This window comes from Polynucleobacter sp. HIN7 (assembly GCF_030297595.1).
Lineage (GTDB): Bacteria > Pseudomonadota > Gammaproteobacteria > Burkholderiales > Burkholderiaceae > Polynucleobacter.
Genome location: NZ_AP028138.1, coordinates 506,818 through 522,238 on the forward strand (window position 1 = coordinate 506,818; position 15,421 = coordinate 522,238).

The 15,421-nt window shown below is 47.7% G+C and carries 18 protein-coding genes; 7 read left to right on the forward strand and 11 right to left on the reverse strand.

All coding sequences use genetic code 11. The features are described 5' to 3' along the window. The first annotated feature begins 62 nt into the window (after positions 1 to 62). Complete coding sequence (locus QUE64_RS02645; RefSeq protein WP_286225799.1) at positions 63 to 521, forward strand: hypothetical protein; 459 nt, start codon at positions 63 to 65, stop codon at positions 519 to 521. On the opposite strand, the gene lexA is transcribed toward QUE64_RS02645, so the two are convergent. After that, positions 518 to 1,222 (reverse strand): transcriptional repressor LexA, encoded by a 705-nt coding sequence (gene lexA / locus QUE64_RS02650; protein ID WP_286225800.1) that lies wholly within the window; start codon positions 1,220 to 1,222, stop codon positions 518 to 520. The two genes, QUE64_RS02645 and lexA, sit on opposite strands and share 4 nt — an antisense overlap. A 64-nt stretch (positions 1,223 to 1,286) precedes the next feature. On the opposite strand from lexA, the gene QUE64_RS02655 reads away from it, so the two are divergent. The 6 genes from QUE64_RS02655 to dnaB all read left to right on the forward strand — a co-directional run bounded on the left by QUE64_RS02655 (position 1,287) and on the right by dnaB (position 5,326). Then, positions 1,287 to 2,276, forward strand: a complete 990-nt coding sequence (locus tag QUE64_RS02655; protein WP_286225801.1) for an asparaginase — start codon at positions 1,287 to 1,289, stop codon at positions 2,274 to 2,276. A gap of 102 nt (positions 2,277 to 2,378) precedes the next feature. Beyond that, entirely contained in the window at positions 2,379 to 2,750 is a 372-nt protein-coding gene (gene rpsF / locus QUE64_RS02660; protein ID WP_286224257.1) for a 30S ribosomal protein S6, read from the forward strand. Between the two features lie 45 nt (positions 2,751 to 2,795). After that, complete coding sequence (gene priB / locus QUE64_RS02665; protein WP_286225802.1) at positions 2,796 to 3,101, forward strand: primosomal replication protein N; 306 nt, start codon at positions 2,796 to 2,798, stop codon at positions 3,099 to 3,101. 9 nt (positions 3,102 to 3,110) lie between these two features. After that, positions 3,111 to 3,392, forward strand: a complete 282-nt coding sequence (rpsR, locus tag QUE64_RS02670; RefSeq protein WP_108508018.1) for a 30S ribosomal protein S18 — start codon at positions 3,111 to 3,113, stop codon at positions 3,390 to 3,392. A 13-nt stretch (positions 3,393 to 3,405) separates the two neighbouring features. Further along, the gene (gene rplI / locus QUE64_RS02675) at positions 3,406 to 3,858 is read left to right on the forward strand and encodes a 50S ribosomal protein L9 (protein WP_286224259.1); all 453 of its coding nucleotides are present in this window, start codon (positions 3,406 to 3,408) and stop codon (positions 3,856 to 3,858) included. 64 nt (positions 3,859 to 3,922) lie between these two features. After that, the gene (gene dnaB, locus QUE64_RS02680) at positions 3,923 to 5,326 is read left to right on the forward strand and encodes a replicative DNA helicase (protein WP_286226152.1); all 1,404 of its coding nucleotides are present in this window, start codon (positions 3,923 to 3,925) and stop codon (positions 5,324 to 5,326) included. Here dnaB and QUE64_RS02685 read toward each other — a convergent pair. From QUE64_RS02685 to QUE64_RS02730, 10 genes are all read right to left on the reverse strand, one after another. After that, positions 5,323 to 5,856 (reverse strand): C40 family peptidase, encoded by a 534-nt coding sequence (locus QUE64_RS02685; RefSeq protein WP_286224260.1) that lies wholly within the window; start codon positions 5,854 to 5,856, stop codon positions 5,323 to 5,325. The two genes, dnaB and QUE64_RS02685, sit on opposite strands and share 4 nt — an antisense overlap. Beyond that, a complete protein-coding gene (locus QUE64_RS02690; RefSeq protein WP_286225803.1) occupies positions 5,837 to 7,501 on the reverse strand; it encodes a PhoH family protein in 1,665 nt (554 codons plus the stop codon). Before QUE64_RS02690 ends, QUE64_RS02685 begins: the two co-directional genes overlap by 20 nt. A gap of 220 nt (positions 7,502 to 7,721) precedes the next feature. Then, complete coding sequence (locus tag QUE64_RS02695; protein WP_108508023.1) at positions 7,722 to 8,189, reverse strand: peroxiredoxin; 468 nt, start codon at positions 8,187 to 8,189, stop codon at positions 7,722 to 7,724. Positions 8,190 to 8,210: 21 nt separating this feature from the next. Next, positions 8,211 to 9,146, reverse strand: a complete 936-nt coding sequence (locus QUE64_RS02700; RefSeq protein ID WP_286225804.1) for a polysaccharide deacetylase family protein — start codon at positions 9,144 to 9,146, stop codon at positions 8,211 to 8,213. Between the two features lie 11 nt (positions 9,147 to 9,157). Further along, positions 9,158 to 10,198, reverse strand: coding sequence for a bifunctional UDP-4-keto-pentose/UDP-xylose synthase (locus QUE64_RS02705; RefSeq protein WP_286225805.1), 1,041 nt, complete (start codon positions 10,196 to 10,198; stop codon positions 9,158 to 9,160). A gap of 40 nt (positions 10,199 to 10,238) precedes the next feature. Beyond that, positions 10,239 to 11,138 (reverse strand): formyltransferase, encoded by a 900-nt coding sequence (locus tag QUE64_RS02710; protein WP_286225806.1) that lies wholly within the window; start codon positions 11,136 to 11,138, stop codon positions 10,239 to 10,241. 3 nt (positions 11,139 to 11,141) lie between these two features. Next, positions 11,142 to 12,104: a glycosyltransferase gene (locus QUE64_RS02715; protein ID WP_286225808.1), complete on the reverse strand. Its 963-nt coding sequence runs from the start codon at positions 12,102 to 12,104 to the stop codon at positions 11,142 to 11,144. 28 nt (positions 12,105 to 12,132) lie between these two features. Then, a complete protein-coding gene (locus QUE64_RS02720; RefSeq protein ID WP_286225810.1) occupies positions 12,133 to 13,290 on the reverse strand; it encodes a DegT/DnrJ/EryC1/StrS family aminotransferase in 1,158 nt (385 codons plus the stop codon). A 4-nt stretch (positions 13,291 to 13,294) separates the two neighbouring features. After that, positions 13,295 to 14,989: a glycosyltransferase family 39 protein gene (locus QUE64_RS02725; RefSeq protein WP_286225811.1), complete on the reverse strand. Its 1,695-nt coding sequence runs from the start codon at positions 14,987 to 14,989 to the stop codon at positions 13,295 to 13,297. A gap of 4 nt (positions 14,990 to 14,993) precedes the next feature. Beyond that, positions 14,994 to 15,371, reverse strand: a complete 378-nt coding sequence (locus QUE64_RS02730; RefSeq protein ID WP_286225812.1) for an Mth938-like domain-containing protein — start codon at positions 15,369 to 15,371, stop codon at positions 14,994 to 14,996. Positions 15,372 to 15,421 lie beyond the last annotated feature (50 nt).

Consider the following 15,421-nt stretch of genomic DNA (forward strand, 5'->3'; position numbering starts at 1 on the left):
TAACCCTCTGCCCTAAAATAGAGACCGTTGGTACTTTTATCCATTAGCCTTGGAACAAAACCATGAATCGATTAATCTCCAAAACTCACTTTGTTGCTCTTGCCGCTGCTGCGCTGTTGGGAGCCTGTGCCACTGGTGATAGCCCCACTGGAACTCAGGAAGAAATCAATCAAATCCAGGCGCAGTTGCTTGGCGACATGCCTTTGCCAACTGGGGCCAAAATTATTGGGTCTGATTCATTAATTATTGGTCGTGGTGATGGCTGGGTAGGCCGCGTTAATATCAGCGCATTACAAGGTGCAACCGATGTGTACGCGTTTTTTCAGTCCGAATATCCCAAAGCGGGGTGGACCACGGTTACCGCCACGAAATCAAAAACCAGTTTCTTGGTCTTTACCAAAGGCGAACGCACTTGCACGGTTGAAATTAATGAGGGATCTCTAACAGGCCCTAAATCCATCATCACCATCACCTCTTCGCCTAAAAATGCGAATGTGATTGCGCCGACCCGTAAGCCTTAAAGTCCGTTTGCTCGGATTAGCCCAACCGCTTGCCCCTCAAGGGCAAAGTTGGAATCTGCGAGAACGATGATGTTCTCAAAATCTGGATTTTCAGCTTGGAGCTCGAGGTATGAACCAGCAGCCCCTTTCTTTTGCAAAAAGCGCTTTACAGTGACCTCATCATCGATGCGAGCAACCACGATGTCGCCATTACGCGCTTCAGTGGTCTTTTTAACGGCTAAATAGTCACCATCGAGAATTCCTGCATCCCGCATACTCATCCCCTTGACGCGTAGCAGGTAGTCTGCGCCTTTACTAAACAAGCTAGGGTCAACTGGAATATGTTTCTCAATATGTTCAATCGCAGTAATGGGTGAGCCTGCGGCAACCCTACCAATTAAGGGAAGGGTCAGTTGTTGCAAACTGCCCGATGGCAAATTCAATTGACGAAAATTTTGCCCTTGTAAAAGAGTCTGCGTATTGGTAACTCGAATGCCCCTCGACGTTCCAGGACTTAATTCGATATAGCCCTTTTTGGCTAGAGCACGTAAATGCTCCTCGGCAGCATTGGCAGATGCAAAACCAAGTCGATTTGCTATTTCAGCGCGGGTGGGAGGAAGACCACTTTCCTCAATGGCCAAGGTAATGAGCCCCAAAATCTCTTCCTGCCGAGCAGTCAGTTTTGGTAAAGATGGGCTGTCAATTACTGTATTTATGTTCATACTGGGATTGTATACAGTAAAAAATGGCATTTCAAGAACTTTTGCTTGGTTGGATAATACCTAGATGTCAAATTCCTCTATTTCTCCCTCTATTTTGGTGATAGGCACTGGCGGTACCATCGCTGGCCTTAGGACCGATTTAGGAAATGGGGGTTATCAAGCTGGTCAAGTGCCGATTTCAACCCTTTTGACCCAGATTAATAGCAAATTTCCTTTAAAAAACATGCAGTTATCAAATATTGATAGCTGTGATTTGAGTGAGCCCCTTCTAAGCGAATTAGGTGTCCAGGTTCGCATAGGACTAGCAGACCCCGAAGTAATAGGGATCGTAATTACCCATGGCACCGATACGATGGAAGAAACCGCTACTTTTTTGGAGTTTGTCTGCGGTGGATCTGCCAGAAATTTTGGCAAGAAGGTGGTTTTGACTGGAGCGATGCTTCCCTCTGATCATCCACAGGCTGATGGTCCTGGGAATTTATCCGATGCGATTGAATTTGCTGGGAAAAGGGATGGTCAGAGTGGAATTTGGGCTGTGATGGGCTCTAAGCCAATACTGGGCCTTGCTTTGGTCAAGGGCCATAGCTCTCAGACGAACGCCTTTTTTGGTGAAGCGCTGCCTAATGATTGGGTTCAAGTTAGCAATGACTTACCGATACCACCAGACAATCAATGGCCCTGGGTTGAAATTATTACAAGTCACGTCGGGGCCAGACCAGAAACCATTACCTTTTTAAAGAATCATGGGGTTCAGGGCATTGTTCTAGCAGGCACTGGTGCTAGTACCGTTCATGAGAGCCTTGCGCCCGCTTTGGAGCAGTTTATGGAGGCTGGTGGAGCCGTGGTGCGTGCCTCCCGAATCGGTAGGGGCTATATTGGCGGAAGTCTTGCAAATGGCCGATTAGCAAAGGCATTGAGCGCGGGTAATTTAAATCCTGCAAAAGCCCGTATTGCTCTGCAGCTAGCCTTATTCGCTAGCACCCAATCAAGTCCTAATCCATTGAGTTGGCAGGATTATTTTGCTAGAATGGTGGGCTTACCGGAATTTCGGTAAGTAATTTAAACAATTTGTTCCACCCTTGCTGCACTGGTGCTTAATTCTTGACAGCGGAATTAAGCAAGACGCCTAGGCAGTTTTATCCATAAGGAGTGATTAATGCGTCATTATGAAATCGTTTTTATCGTCCATCCGGACCAAAGCGAGCAGGTTCCAGCGATGATTGATCGCTACAAGTCGATCCTAACCACCCATGGTGGCAAAGTGCATCGCATCGAAGATTGGGGTCGTCGTCAGATGGCTTACATGATCGACAAGCTCGCTAAAGCCCACTACGTTTGCATGAATATTGAATGCGATCAAAAAACGCTTGAAGAACTCGAGCATGCATTTAAGTTCAATGATGCAGTGTTACGTCACCTCATTGTCAAGATGAAGAAGGCTGAGACTGAGCCATCCATCATGATGAAAGAAGTGCAGCGTGAAGAAGCTCGCAAGCTCGCTCAAGCTGACGCACCGGCAGCAGCCTAATTATTGTTGAAAAGGAGGCTTTGATTCGTAAAAGTCGGTCTGATTGTGAAGCGTAGTTCAAACCTTCTCATCCTGACTGCTTCTCTAATCGCCAAGGACGCCATTCGATATACCCCAGCGGGTTTGCCCGTGATTCATTGTCAGTTACATCATGATGGTGAGTTAAGCGAAGCAAATCAAGTTCGGCAAATTCGGATGAATGTTGAAGCCGTGGCAATTGGTGAGATTCATCGAGAGTTACTAACGATGGATTTAGGAGCAGTAGCAGTATTTGAGGGGTTCTTAACGCAAAAGACCATACGAAATGAGCGCCTCGTTTTTCATATTACAAAGATCACATCGAACAAATAGGAAACCATCATGGCTTTTGGAAAAATGAACAAAAAGACAGACTTCAAAAAGAAGCCTGCACAGAACCCACTCTTTAAACGCAAGCGTTATTGCCGTTTTACGGTTGGAGGCGTTGAGCAAATTGACTACAAGGATGTCGATACGCTTAAGGATTTTATTGGTGAGAACGCTAAGATTACGCCAGCTCGCTTAACGGGTACTAAGGCGCTGTATCAGCGTCAGTTGGATACCGCAATTAAACGCGCTCGCTTCTTGGCATTGCTGCCATTCTCAGATCAACATAAGAAATAATTAGGAGCCCACGATGCAAGTTATTCTGCTTGAAAAAGTAACCAATTTGGGCAACCTTGGTGATGTTGTTAAAGTCAAAGACGGGTTTGCTCGCAACTTTTTAATTCCTCAGCGCAAAGCGCGTCGCGCAACCGAGGCAGCCATTGCTGACTTTGCTGCACGTCGTGCCGAGCTTGAGAAGATTGCTGCAGAGAAGCTCGCGGCTGCGCAAGCGATTGGCGAGAAGCTCAAAGGCTTAGTGTTGGAGATTAGTCAAAAGGCCGGCGTTGATGGCCGTTTGTTTGGCTCAGTCACCAATCACGATATCGCTGAAGCTCTGGCGAAAAAGAGTTTTCAAATCGAGAAAGCTGCAGTTCGGATGCCAACCGGCCCATTGAAAGTAGTCGGTGACCACCCAGTGGCTGTTGCTGTTCATACGGACGTTGTGGTTGATATTAATATTCGTGTGATTGGTGAGCAGGCCTAGTTGACTTCGGTACACTAGCCCTATGGCCGAACCTCGCAACCGTCCCGTACCAATGAACCCAGGCATGCCTGGGCCTGGTGACGCGGTTGTGCAGGCTCTCAAAGTCCCACCCCATTCCGTCGAGGCTGAGCAATCGGTTCTCGGCGGTTTGCTTTTGGATAACACCGCATGGGATCGTTTAGGCGGTATCCTCTCCGAGCGGGATTTCTATCGTAGCGAGCATGCGCTGATTTATCTGGTTATCGAGCGTTTAATCGGCGATAACCGACCGGCTGACGTGATTACTGTATTTGAGGCGATCAAGAATGAGCCCGAAGCAGATCTCATCGGTATCGATTATTTAAATTCCTTAGCACAAAATACTCCTAGTGCAGCCAATATCAAAGGTTATGCAGAGATCATTCGGGATCGCAGTATCTTACGCCGCTTAATTGAGGTCTCAGACAGTATTGTCAATACGGCATTTATGCCTGAGGGTCGATCAGTTCGTACCTTACTGGATGAGGCTGAATCACGCATTCTGCAAATTGGTGAAGAAGGTAGTCGCAAAGCAGATTATCTCGAAATCGAACCTCTTTTAAAGGCGGTGGTTGCGCGTATTGATGAGTTATATAACCGTGATGGCGGTAGCGACATTACTGGAATCGCAACTGGTTTTATTGATCTCGATAAACAAACCAGTGGTCTGCAAAAAGGCGATCTGGTCATTGTGGCTGGCAGACCCTCGATGGGTAAGACCGCGTTAGCCCTAAATTTTGCTGAGAATGTGGCCTTGCATGAAGGTCTCCCGGTTGTTGTGTTTTCGATGGAGATGTCTGGAGCGCAACTAGCAACCCGTTTACTTGGATCCGTCGGCCGAGTTGATCAAAGTCGGATGCGGACTGGTAAGTTAAATGATGATGAGTGGCCACGTGTTACTGATGCGATTGCACGACTGAGTAATACCCAAATCCTCATTGATGAGACCGGCTCCTTAACCTGTCTCGAGTTGCGCGCCCGCGCTCGTCGTATTGCGCGCAATTATGGCGGCACCCTGGGAATGGTTGTGGTTGATTATCTGCAATTAATGAGTGGTAGCTCGGGTGGCGGTGGAGAAAACAGAGCCACCGAAATCTCTGAGATCTCAAGATCTTTGAAGTCGCTAGCCAAAGAGTTGCAGTGCCCAGTGGTCGCCTTATCTCAGCTTAATCGTGGTCTTGAGCAACGTCCCAATAAACGACCTGTCATGTCTGATCTGCGTGAGTCTGGAGCCATTGAGCAAGACGCTGACTTAATTTTGTTTATTTATCGTGATGAGGTATATCACCCAGACACCACAACCGATAAAGGTGTGGCCGAAGTCATTATTGGTAAGCAGCGTAATGGTCCAATTGGTACAGTCCGCCTGAGTTGGCAAGGACAGTTCACTAAGTTCGATAACTTGGCCCCCAATACACCTTCGTATGGCGGTGGGTTTAGCCCCTTTTAATTGCCTGTAATCCGGCGCGCCTCGGTATAGCGTGCTGCCCAGTAGGGTGAATCAATCCGTTCAAGACGGACTGTGCCACCTGCGCTAGGCGCATGTACAAAACGGCCTTGGCCAACATAAATTCCGGCATGAGAGTAGCGCTCACCAGTGGTATTAAAGAACACCAAGTCGCCGGGCGCAGGAGCCTGTTGCCCAATACCAGTGCCAACATTACTCATTTGCTGAATCGTTCTTGGTAGTTTGATGCCCGAGCTGTTTTTGTAGACGTAAACAATTAATCCACTGCAATCAAATCCACCTGCTGGGGTGTTGCCGCCATAACGATAAGGGACTCCGACCAAGCCCATTGCTGCAATCGAAATACCTTCGTTACCAACGCTTGTATCGTTCTTAAAGTGCGCAATACGCGGGTTACTTACCACCCCGCCAGATTTACGAGTTGGGGTGGTGGAGCAAGCACTGAGTGTTAATACACTCAGTGCAACCACCGCTGTGACTAGTAAATTGGTATTACAGTGCTTCAGCTGCATGATCGGCTAGTCGCGAACGTTCGCCACGAGCCAAGGTAATGTGACCGCTGTGACGCCAACCTTTAAAACGATCGACCACATAGGTAAGACCGGATGAGCCCTCAGTAAGATAAGGAGTATCAATTTGGGCAATGTTCCCAAGGCATACGATTTTGGTACCGGGACCAGCTCGTGTAACAAGCGTTTTCATCTGTTTAGGTGTTAAGTTCTGAGCTTCATCAATAATCAGAAATTTACTCACAAATGTACGACCTCGCATGAAGTTCATGCTTTTAACCTTAATCCGAGAGCGGATTAGCTCTTGAGTGGCAGCGCGACCCCATTCTCCTGCAGTGTCGTCACTCCGATGTAATACCTCTAAGTTGTCGTCAAAAGCGCCCATCCAGGGCTGCATTTTTTCTTCTTCGGTGCCTGGTAAAAATCCAATATCTTCACCAACCGGAACGGTTGCTCGAGTAATGATGATCTCGTTATAGCGTTTGCTATCCAACACTTGCTCAAGGCCGGCTGCAAGGGCAAGTAAAGTTTTACCGGTACCAGCTTGACCAAGCAGGGTCACAAAATCAATGTCTGGATTCATGAGGAGATTCATGGCAAAGTTTTGCTCGCGATTACGCGCGGTGATACTCCACACATTATTTTTCTGATGGGAATAATCCTTCAGAGTTTGAAGCAAAGCAGTCTTGCCATTGATTTCGCGCACCAGGGCATAAAAGGGTGTTGTACCGTCTGGATTTTCTTGATAAACAAATTGATTGATGAGCATGCTGGGTACTAGCGGACCAGTAACCCGATAAAACATCGTGCCGCTTTTGCCATCTGCCCAACTCTCCATGGCCTTGCCATGCTTCGGCCAAAAGTCACTCGGTAGCGCCATCACGCCCGAGTACATTAAATCTCGATCTTCTAAGACCTGGTCATTGAAGTAATCTTCGGCCGGAAGGCCTAGAGCTCTGGCCTTAATTCGCATATTGATATCTTTCGATACCAAAACAACTTCTTGCTGAGGTTTGGCTTTTTGCAGATCACGAACCACCCCTAAAATCAGGTTATCGCCTTTACCCTCTGGCAACCCCTCGGGTAGGGGGGCGGTGGAAAACTGGGTCTGGAAAAATAACCTCCCCGTTGCATCTTGATTACCCAATTTATTGAGCGGGATTCCTTCGTCGAGCTGACCGCTGGTACCGGCAATCAGCTGGTCGAGCGAGCGACTCACCATGCGTGCATTACGAGCAACCTCACTCATCCCCTTTTTATGGTTGTCGAGCTCCTCAAGGGTTGTCATGGGCAGATATAAATCGTGCTCCTCAAACCGAAAGAGCGAGGACGGATCGTGCATTAATACATTGGTATCCAAGACAAATAGACTTGGTGGACCTGTACGCACTGTGCGCTTTGGTCGCTCTGGCTTGGAGTCCAGTTGCTTTTCCAGATGTTGGGTGGGAGCAATTGTTTTAATCTGTTCTAATGCCGCCTCCGCGGCTGACAGATCATCATCCATATCAATATTGGGTTCTACCTCTTGGGCCCAGCTTGGCGCATGTGCTTTTTTTACCTTTTTAGGGGGATTTTTGAGATCCGGCGTTTTCTGACGACTTAAATTGACTTGATCGGCAATTTGGGTGGGCAGTGGAGGTAATGGCATGCGAGAACTTCTCCTAAATGAAAAAACCGCCTACGAAGAGCGAAAGGCGGTTTTGAGGGGTGACGCAGAGGGCGGGATCATATGCACGATTTACTAGGGGGCCGGTCTCCCGTCGTGGCCTAAATAGACCCCGATGCGGGTTTAATGGCATCCATCGCTTACGGTGCATATAGCCATACTGTAACCCAAATTGATGTCTTTGCAAGTACCGTATAAATCCCTAGGACATAGCCTTGGCGGCAGCGAGTACTTCGGCCACATGTCCTGCAACCTTAATGCCTCGCCACTCCTTTTGGAGAACGCCTTTGCTATCAAATAGGAAGGTGCTGCGATCAACGCCACGAACTTGTTTGCCGTACATATTTTTCATTTTGATGACATTAAAGATCGTGCACAGTTTTTCTTCGGTATCGGCAACCAATTCAAAAGGCAGACCTAATTTTTGGCGAAAGTTCTCATGTGAACGCAAATTATCCCGGGACACCCCAACCACCAAAGCGTTTGCTTGATTAAATGCGTCAATATGATCCCGAAACTCTCCTGCTTCAACCGTACATCCCGGTGTTGAATCTTTGGGATAAAAGTAAAGCACTAGCTTTTTACCTTGATACGCTTTTGGCGAGAAAGTGAGGTTTGATGTTGCCGGAATCTCACACATTGGCATCGTCTGCCCAATCTTAATCGTCATCGTAATTCCCCTCGTCAATGGTTATGTGAAATTAGTTGCATGGCGCATTTGGATCATCAGTTCACCGCTGCGATTGGCAATACTGCCATACTGGAATGGCTCAGTGGCTATTTTATCGAGTTGCCCAGTCGCCAGCCAAGATTTGTGCAATTGGCCCATCGTAACCAGTTCGTGACCTTGCATCATCCACCCCTGAAGCAATGATTTAAAGGCAGGTAACAACTTTTGTCCTTCTAACTCAGCGTGCAGGGTAAAGACTTGATCATTGGGATTACTTTGAGTGAGCCCAAGAATTGCTTGGGCCGCTCCAAAGGCATCCCGCCCATCCACTCCAATGAGCTCATCAAAGGTTGGAAGTGTGGTGGGGTACTGAATATGCTTGCTTCGCTGATGCTTAAATTGAATACGGTACGGCGCGAGATTGGGCTCAGAGCGCCCATCAGAGGCGTATTGCATCCCCCAATCATCGAGTTGCATCAGGGCCGCTTCATTCATTTGCCAGCCTGCAGCACCATGCGTAAGTGGAGGGTGTTTGAATATCTCACAAAAACGATCATAGGCTTTTTGCATTTGGATTCGAGTCCACGTTGCATCACGTTGATAAACATGATCTTGCCAATAGACATGATCCCAGGTATGGATCCCGGTCTCATGACCGGCCTCATCAACAGCACGCATTTCATGCGCAGCAGTTTTGCCAATGTCAGGCGCCGGGAGGAGAACCCCGTATAAAAGGGTTTTGATGCCGTAGTGCTCTACCACCGAAGTGCGCGATACTTTTTTCAGAAAACCTGGCCGAAAAACTCGTTTTAATGCCCAACCTGTATGGTCGGGCCCAAGACTAAATAAAAAAGTCGCTTGAATATCGAGCTCTGCAAAAACCTTGGCTAGATTTGGAGTTCCAACTTGGGTTCCAAGTAAGGTATCAACGTCAACTTTCAGTGCAATTTTTGCCATGGGACTCAGTACTATTCAACCAGATGTCGCGCTTTATCGACATCATGGCGATAGGCTTCAAAAATCTTACTTAGTGCATCGTTCATCGCAATAGTGGGTTTCCAACCAAGTTCAGCCATCGTATTTTCGATGGCGGGAACTCGATTTTGAACATCTTGATATCCAGCACCATAGTAGTTTTTGGAGGTTGTTTCCACCAATTGGACTCGATCAGCAGTAACCGCATACTCTGGGATTTGCTTGGCAATCGCAAGCATCATGGTAGCTAACTCTTTGACCGAGTAATTATTTTTGGGGTTACCTACGTTATAGATCTTGCCATCAGCAATATCACCTTCATTGGTGATGATGCGCATTAAGGCATCAATGCCATCGTCAATGTACGTAAAAGCTCGCTTTTGCGAGCCCCCATCGACAAGATTAATCGGCTCACCACGCACAATATGGCCCAGGAACTGGGTGACCACTCGCGAGGAACCCTCCTTGGGCGTGTAGATACTATCTAAACCAGGGCCAATCCAGTTAAATGGTCTAAATAAAGTAAAGCGCAAGCCTTCCATGCCATAGCCCCAGATGACTCGATCCATTAATTGCTTGGCGCAGGCATAAATCCAGCGCGGTTTATTGATGGGGCCATAAACCAAATTGGATGAGGCTGGATCAAATTCAGTATCTGTGCACATGCCGTAGACCTCGGAGGTTGACGGGAAGACCAGGTGCTTGCCATACTTCACGGCCGAGCGCACGATGGGAAGATTGGCTTCAAAGTCCAACTCAAATACACGCAGTGGTTGTTGTACATAGGTTGCCGGTGTGGCGATTGCAACGAGCGGCAGGATCACATCGCACTTACGAACGTGATACTCCACCCATTCACGATTAATGGTGATATCGCCTTCAAAGAAATGCATGCGAGGGTGGTTGAGAAGATCACCAATTCGGTCGTTTTGCATATCCATGCCGTAGACCTCCCACGACGTGGTCTCCAATATGCGCTTTGAGAGGTGATGGCCAATAAATCCATTCACACCCAAAATCAAAATCTTTTTCATAAAACCATTCCTTTGATGAACTTCAGAGGCCAACGACCGACTACTCTTGCATTAAAAATAGCTCAAGAGCCTTGCCATCGCCGCACAGGCCAAAGTAACGATTATCGACGAGATGCATCCCCAACCCGGATTTTTTGAGGAATGCTGCGATTGAGGGGGGTAGGTCTACGCTAGGTTCCAGTGGTAGGGAGCTTTTGGTAAGAATCACTTTTTGCCCACTTAATTCGGTAAAGGCACCAGGGTAGGGCGGCGCCACCGCCCGAATCAGGTTGTAAATCGACATGGCTGACTTGGTCCAATCGATGCGACCATCCTCGGGTTTGCGACCCCCAAAATAAGAACCTTCTGCCAATCGATTGGCTTGTCGAGGAAGCTCTCCTTGCATGAGTTGGGGTAGCACATTCTCCATCACCCGTTTTGCGGCTTGACTGACTTTGTCAAACACCTCTTTGCCTGTCTCATGAATTTCAATGGGAACAGCCACTTGTCCCACAATATCACCGGCATCGGGTTTTGCTTCCATGACGTGTAGGGTTGCTCCCGTTTCAGTCTCGCCATGTAACACGGCCCAGTTCACAGGAGCGCGGCCGCGGTACTTCGGTAAGAGCGAGCCATGCATATTGAGAGCCGCAATGGTTGCGGTCTCAAGTAACTTAGTGGGCAACATGAAGCGGTAATAAAAAGAAAAGAGATAGTCGGGTGCAATCTCCTTGATCTCGGGGAGTAAGGTTAATAATTCACTCTGTTGCACGATTCGACACGGCAAACCCCGTTGTTCGCAGAGTTTTTGAACGCTGCCAAACCAAATCCTCTCATTGGGGTCATCGGCATGGGTGATGACTAAATCAACTTGCATGCCTGCATCGATTAATGCTTGCAAACAAGCAACACCGACATCATGGTAGGCAAAAACAACTGCGCGCTTTGGTGTTTGATTCAAGATCTAGGGTTTAGATTGCTCTAAGACCGCGCTCACCATATAGCGAGGCCGTTGACGAACTTGTTGGTAAATCCGGCCGATATATTCCCCTAAGAGGCCCAGGCCAAATAGCATGACGCCAATTAAAAAGAAGGTGAGCGCAAAGAGTGTGAACACACCCTCAACTTCAGCGCCCAATACAAAACGACGGATTAAAAGGAGAAGGAATAGGGAGCCTGCTGCTCCAGCTAATAGCATGCCGAGGATTGAAAAGAGTTGCAGTGGCATCACTGAGAAGCCAGTGACCAAATCAAAATTAAGACGAATCAATTGATACAGGCTGTATTTTGATTCTCCAGCAAACCGTTCTTCATGTTTAACGGTAATTTCAATTGGATTGTTGGCGAAGGTGTAAGCCAAGGCAGGAATGAAGGTATTCGCTTCCTCACACTGCCGCACTAAATCAATGATGCGGCGATGGTAGCCACGCATCATGCAGCCTTGATCGGTCATGGTGATGCGAGTGAGCTTATCGCGTAATCGATTCATGGCACGCGAGGCCGTCTTTCGGAACCATGAGTCTTGGCGATTTTCTCGAATCGTGCCAACATAGTCATGACCTTCCTCCAGCTGACGCACAATTTTCCCAATCTCTTCCGGAGGATTTTGTAGATCCGCATCTAAGGTAACAATGTATTCACCGCGTGCATATTCAAAACCAGCCATGATCGCCATGTGTTGGCCAAAGTTATTTGCAAATAAAACCACGCGTGTTACATCAGGCCGCTTTTCGTATTGCATCGCGAGCATGGCAGCAGACCGATCTTTACTGCCATCGTTAATAAATATAAGTTCGTAGCTGAGTGCATACTGACTCGCAACATGATCAAGTGCGGGGTATAGGCGATCAAATAGAGCCTGTAAGCCCTCTTCCTCGTTATAAACCGGGATCACGACACTTAAGCGTGGATGAGCAAAGCTGTTCATGACACCATTTTGCCTGATCTAGAGGCGTTTACGCTAAAACCTCTTCTAGTGCCTTGACCACACGATCAACGTCGGCATTGGTCATGGTGGGGAAAAGTGGCAGAGTTAAGATGGATTGACCAATCATATTGGCAACTGGGGTTGCCTGTTCCGAGTACCCACGCTCACGATACAGTGCAAAGCTGGTAATGATTGGGTAATGCACCCCAGTACCAATACCACGTTCTTTTAAGGCAAGCATGATTTGGCTACGTGATTGGCCTAAGTGCTCCAAGGGCAGTAAGACCTGGAACATATGCCAATTACTATTTGCAAAATCGGCGATTGGCAGACCTAAACCTATTTTGCTCAAACCCGATTGTTCGAACTGATCAAAATAATGACGGGCGAGAGCGACGCGTTGCCCTTGAAACCGCTCCAATTGTTTTAATTGATGAAGACCAATAACAGCATTGACATCGGTTAGGTTGTCTTTGCCACCCAGAACATCGACCTCCATGCCATCAGGACCATGACGCACCAATCCTTGCAACCGTAATTTCTCGGCCAGACTGACTTGATCCTCACCAAAGCGCTCGGTGTTAAAAACTAAGCAACCACCTTCGATGGTGGTTAGATTTTTATTTGCCTGAAAACTAAAACTGACTAAATCATGCCGACCTTTTGTGCCAATGCGCAATCCGTTCCACGAGGATCCGAGTGCTTGAGCGGCATCCTCAATCACGCGCAATTGATGATGCTCCGCAATCGCGTAAAGCGCATCAATATCAAGGGGCAATCCAGCCAAATACACCGGCATAATAGCTTTGGTTTTGGCGTTAATGGCAGAGCTAACTTGACGAAGATCTAAATTACGGGTCTTCGGATCAATATCAACAAAAACAGGCTTTGCGCCCACAGCTAAGATCACATTGGAAGTGGCGACCCACGAAATTGGAGTTGTGATCACCTCATCGCCTGGACCAATCCCAGCAACTTGAAGGGCGATTTTCATGGTGGCCGTGCCGTTTGCAAAGCAACGAACAGTCGCGCCACCTAAATACTGACTCAAAGCCGCTTCAAACTCTAAAACCTTTGGGCCGGACGTAATCCAGCCAGAGCGCAACACATCGGCTACTGCTGCAATCGTGGCCTCATCAATCGTTGGCTTAGTAAAGGGAATAAATGGCTGGCTCATTTGCTCCATCTGCCTATTGTCGCAAAGGCTCTTGTGGATGTCGAACCACAACCCGTCGACTATCGCGACCCAATACCTCCATGGGAAGCCCGAGACCTTCTAGCTCAACAAATTGATCGGGGCGCATTAGCGCGATGGCATTGGGATCTTGATTCCAGACGATGATGAATTCACTGAGAGTCGGTACCCATTTCTGGGGTTCTTGTTTGGCACCAAAGGTCAGTTCATCGGTAAACTCGACCATGATGGTGTTGCGCTCCAGGTAAAAGGGAACAGTGTGATCGAGTAAGCGAACCGAGTAAATCTTGGCATCCTTTGGGATTTGTGATTTCACTCTTTGTGCCAGGTCATAGCCAGAGACAGCGCGACCCAAAGTTTCATGTCCCGTTCCAGCAATGGTGGCGGTTAAGAAAAAGCCAAAAGCAAATAGGGCAATGCTGAGCAGTGAATTGCGCTTCGCAAACAGGCTTGCTACCAGACTAAATGCCAATAAGCAAGATAGAGCGATCACAATCCAAACGGTGTAAGCCTGATAGGCAGCGACTTCATCAGGCTGACCATTGCGACCAATTTCGGACAAAAAGAAGAAGCCGGTGAGCGCGAGTAAGGCAAAAAATAAGGTTTGTAATCGCCAACCTATGGAAAGGTGCGCATGCGATTCTAAATAATCAGCGATTGATTTGGCTGCCAAAATAGTCAAGGCTGGAAAGACCGGCATGATGTAGCCCGGTAATTTTGAGCGCGAGATACTAAAGAAAATAAGGATAACTGCGAACCATGCCCAGAGCATCCACTCTGCCGAGAATGATCCGATTCTATATTCCTTGAGGGTTTGCCAGGCGGATCGAAAGAACTGGGGCATCCAGGGTAAAAAGCCCACAAGGACTAATGGTAAGAAAAAGTAAGCCGGTGCCGTGCGCCCATGAGCTGTTGCTGTAAAGCGCTCGAAATGTTCGTAAATAAAAAAGAAGTGAGCAAACTCTGGATTTTGAATCGATACCGCAATAAACCAGGGCGCAGTCACGATCAGAAAAATCACTAATCCACTGAGAATATGTAAGCGGCTTAACAGTTTCCAGTCAAAGCGCGTCACGATATACGCAAATAGCACCATTCCTGGAATCACAATGCCGATCAGTCCTTTTGATAGGGTGGCAAGACCCATTGCCAACCAGCAGACCCACATCCAAAGGCGGCTGGATTGTGGGCGATGTTGTTGATACGCATGTTGAGCTAATAAAAGTGAGCATAGGGCTAAATTTAGAAAAGCCGATAAGCCCATATCGAGCGCATTGAAATGTCCGCCCACGACCCACATGGGGCTTGATAGCAGAATAAGTGCGGATAGATATCCGGTAACCCGCCCAAATAATTTAACCGCAGTAAATCCAACCAATAAAATCGTAAGATAGCCGGTCAGTCCACTCCAAAAGCGTGCTTGCCATTCCCCTAGTCCGAAGAGTTGAAAGGTAATTGCTGAAGCCCAAATATGCAGAGGTGGCTTCTCAAAATATTTGTAGTCGTTGTACCGGGGTGTGATGTAATCGCCGCTCACCATCATCTCGCGGGCCATTTGCGCATAACGACCTTCATCCGTTGGAATCAGATGCCGATAGTCCAGAGTGGCAAACCATAATATGCTCGCAAGGACGAAGACAATCAGTAGTGCAACTGTATTGAGCGGTGTGAGTTGGCGTTCAGCAAACATCTAACTAATTTTTCTCCAAGATGATGGCGGCAAGCACTTTCCGCCCCTCGCCCATCAAGATGTTGTAGGTGCGGCATGCTGCTTGGGAATCCATCATTTCAAAACCAATTTTGGCCTTAATCAGTGGTTGCAGAATTTTGGGGTTCAGAAATACCTGCTTCTTGCCGGTGCCTATGATCACCAACTCAGGTTGCAAACCACTAATTAACGAGAAATGATCTTCTGTGAGGTCAGGACTTTCTTCAACTGGCCACACCATCACTTCGCCATCAGGCTGAACGATAAGGGCTTGCGAATACGGGGTTTTATTGACCTCAATAAAGCCAATTCCGTAGCCGGTAATCGTATTTTGGCTAGATTGTGGGTCAGAATGTAACTTCACGCTGAGGCTCTGTCATAATTAGAGGATTATAGCTAGCAAATTATCCCTAA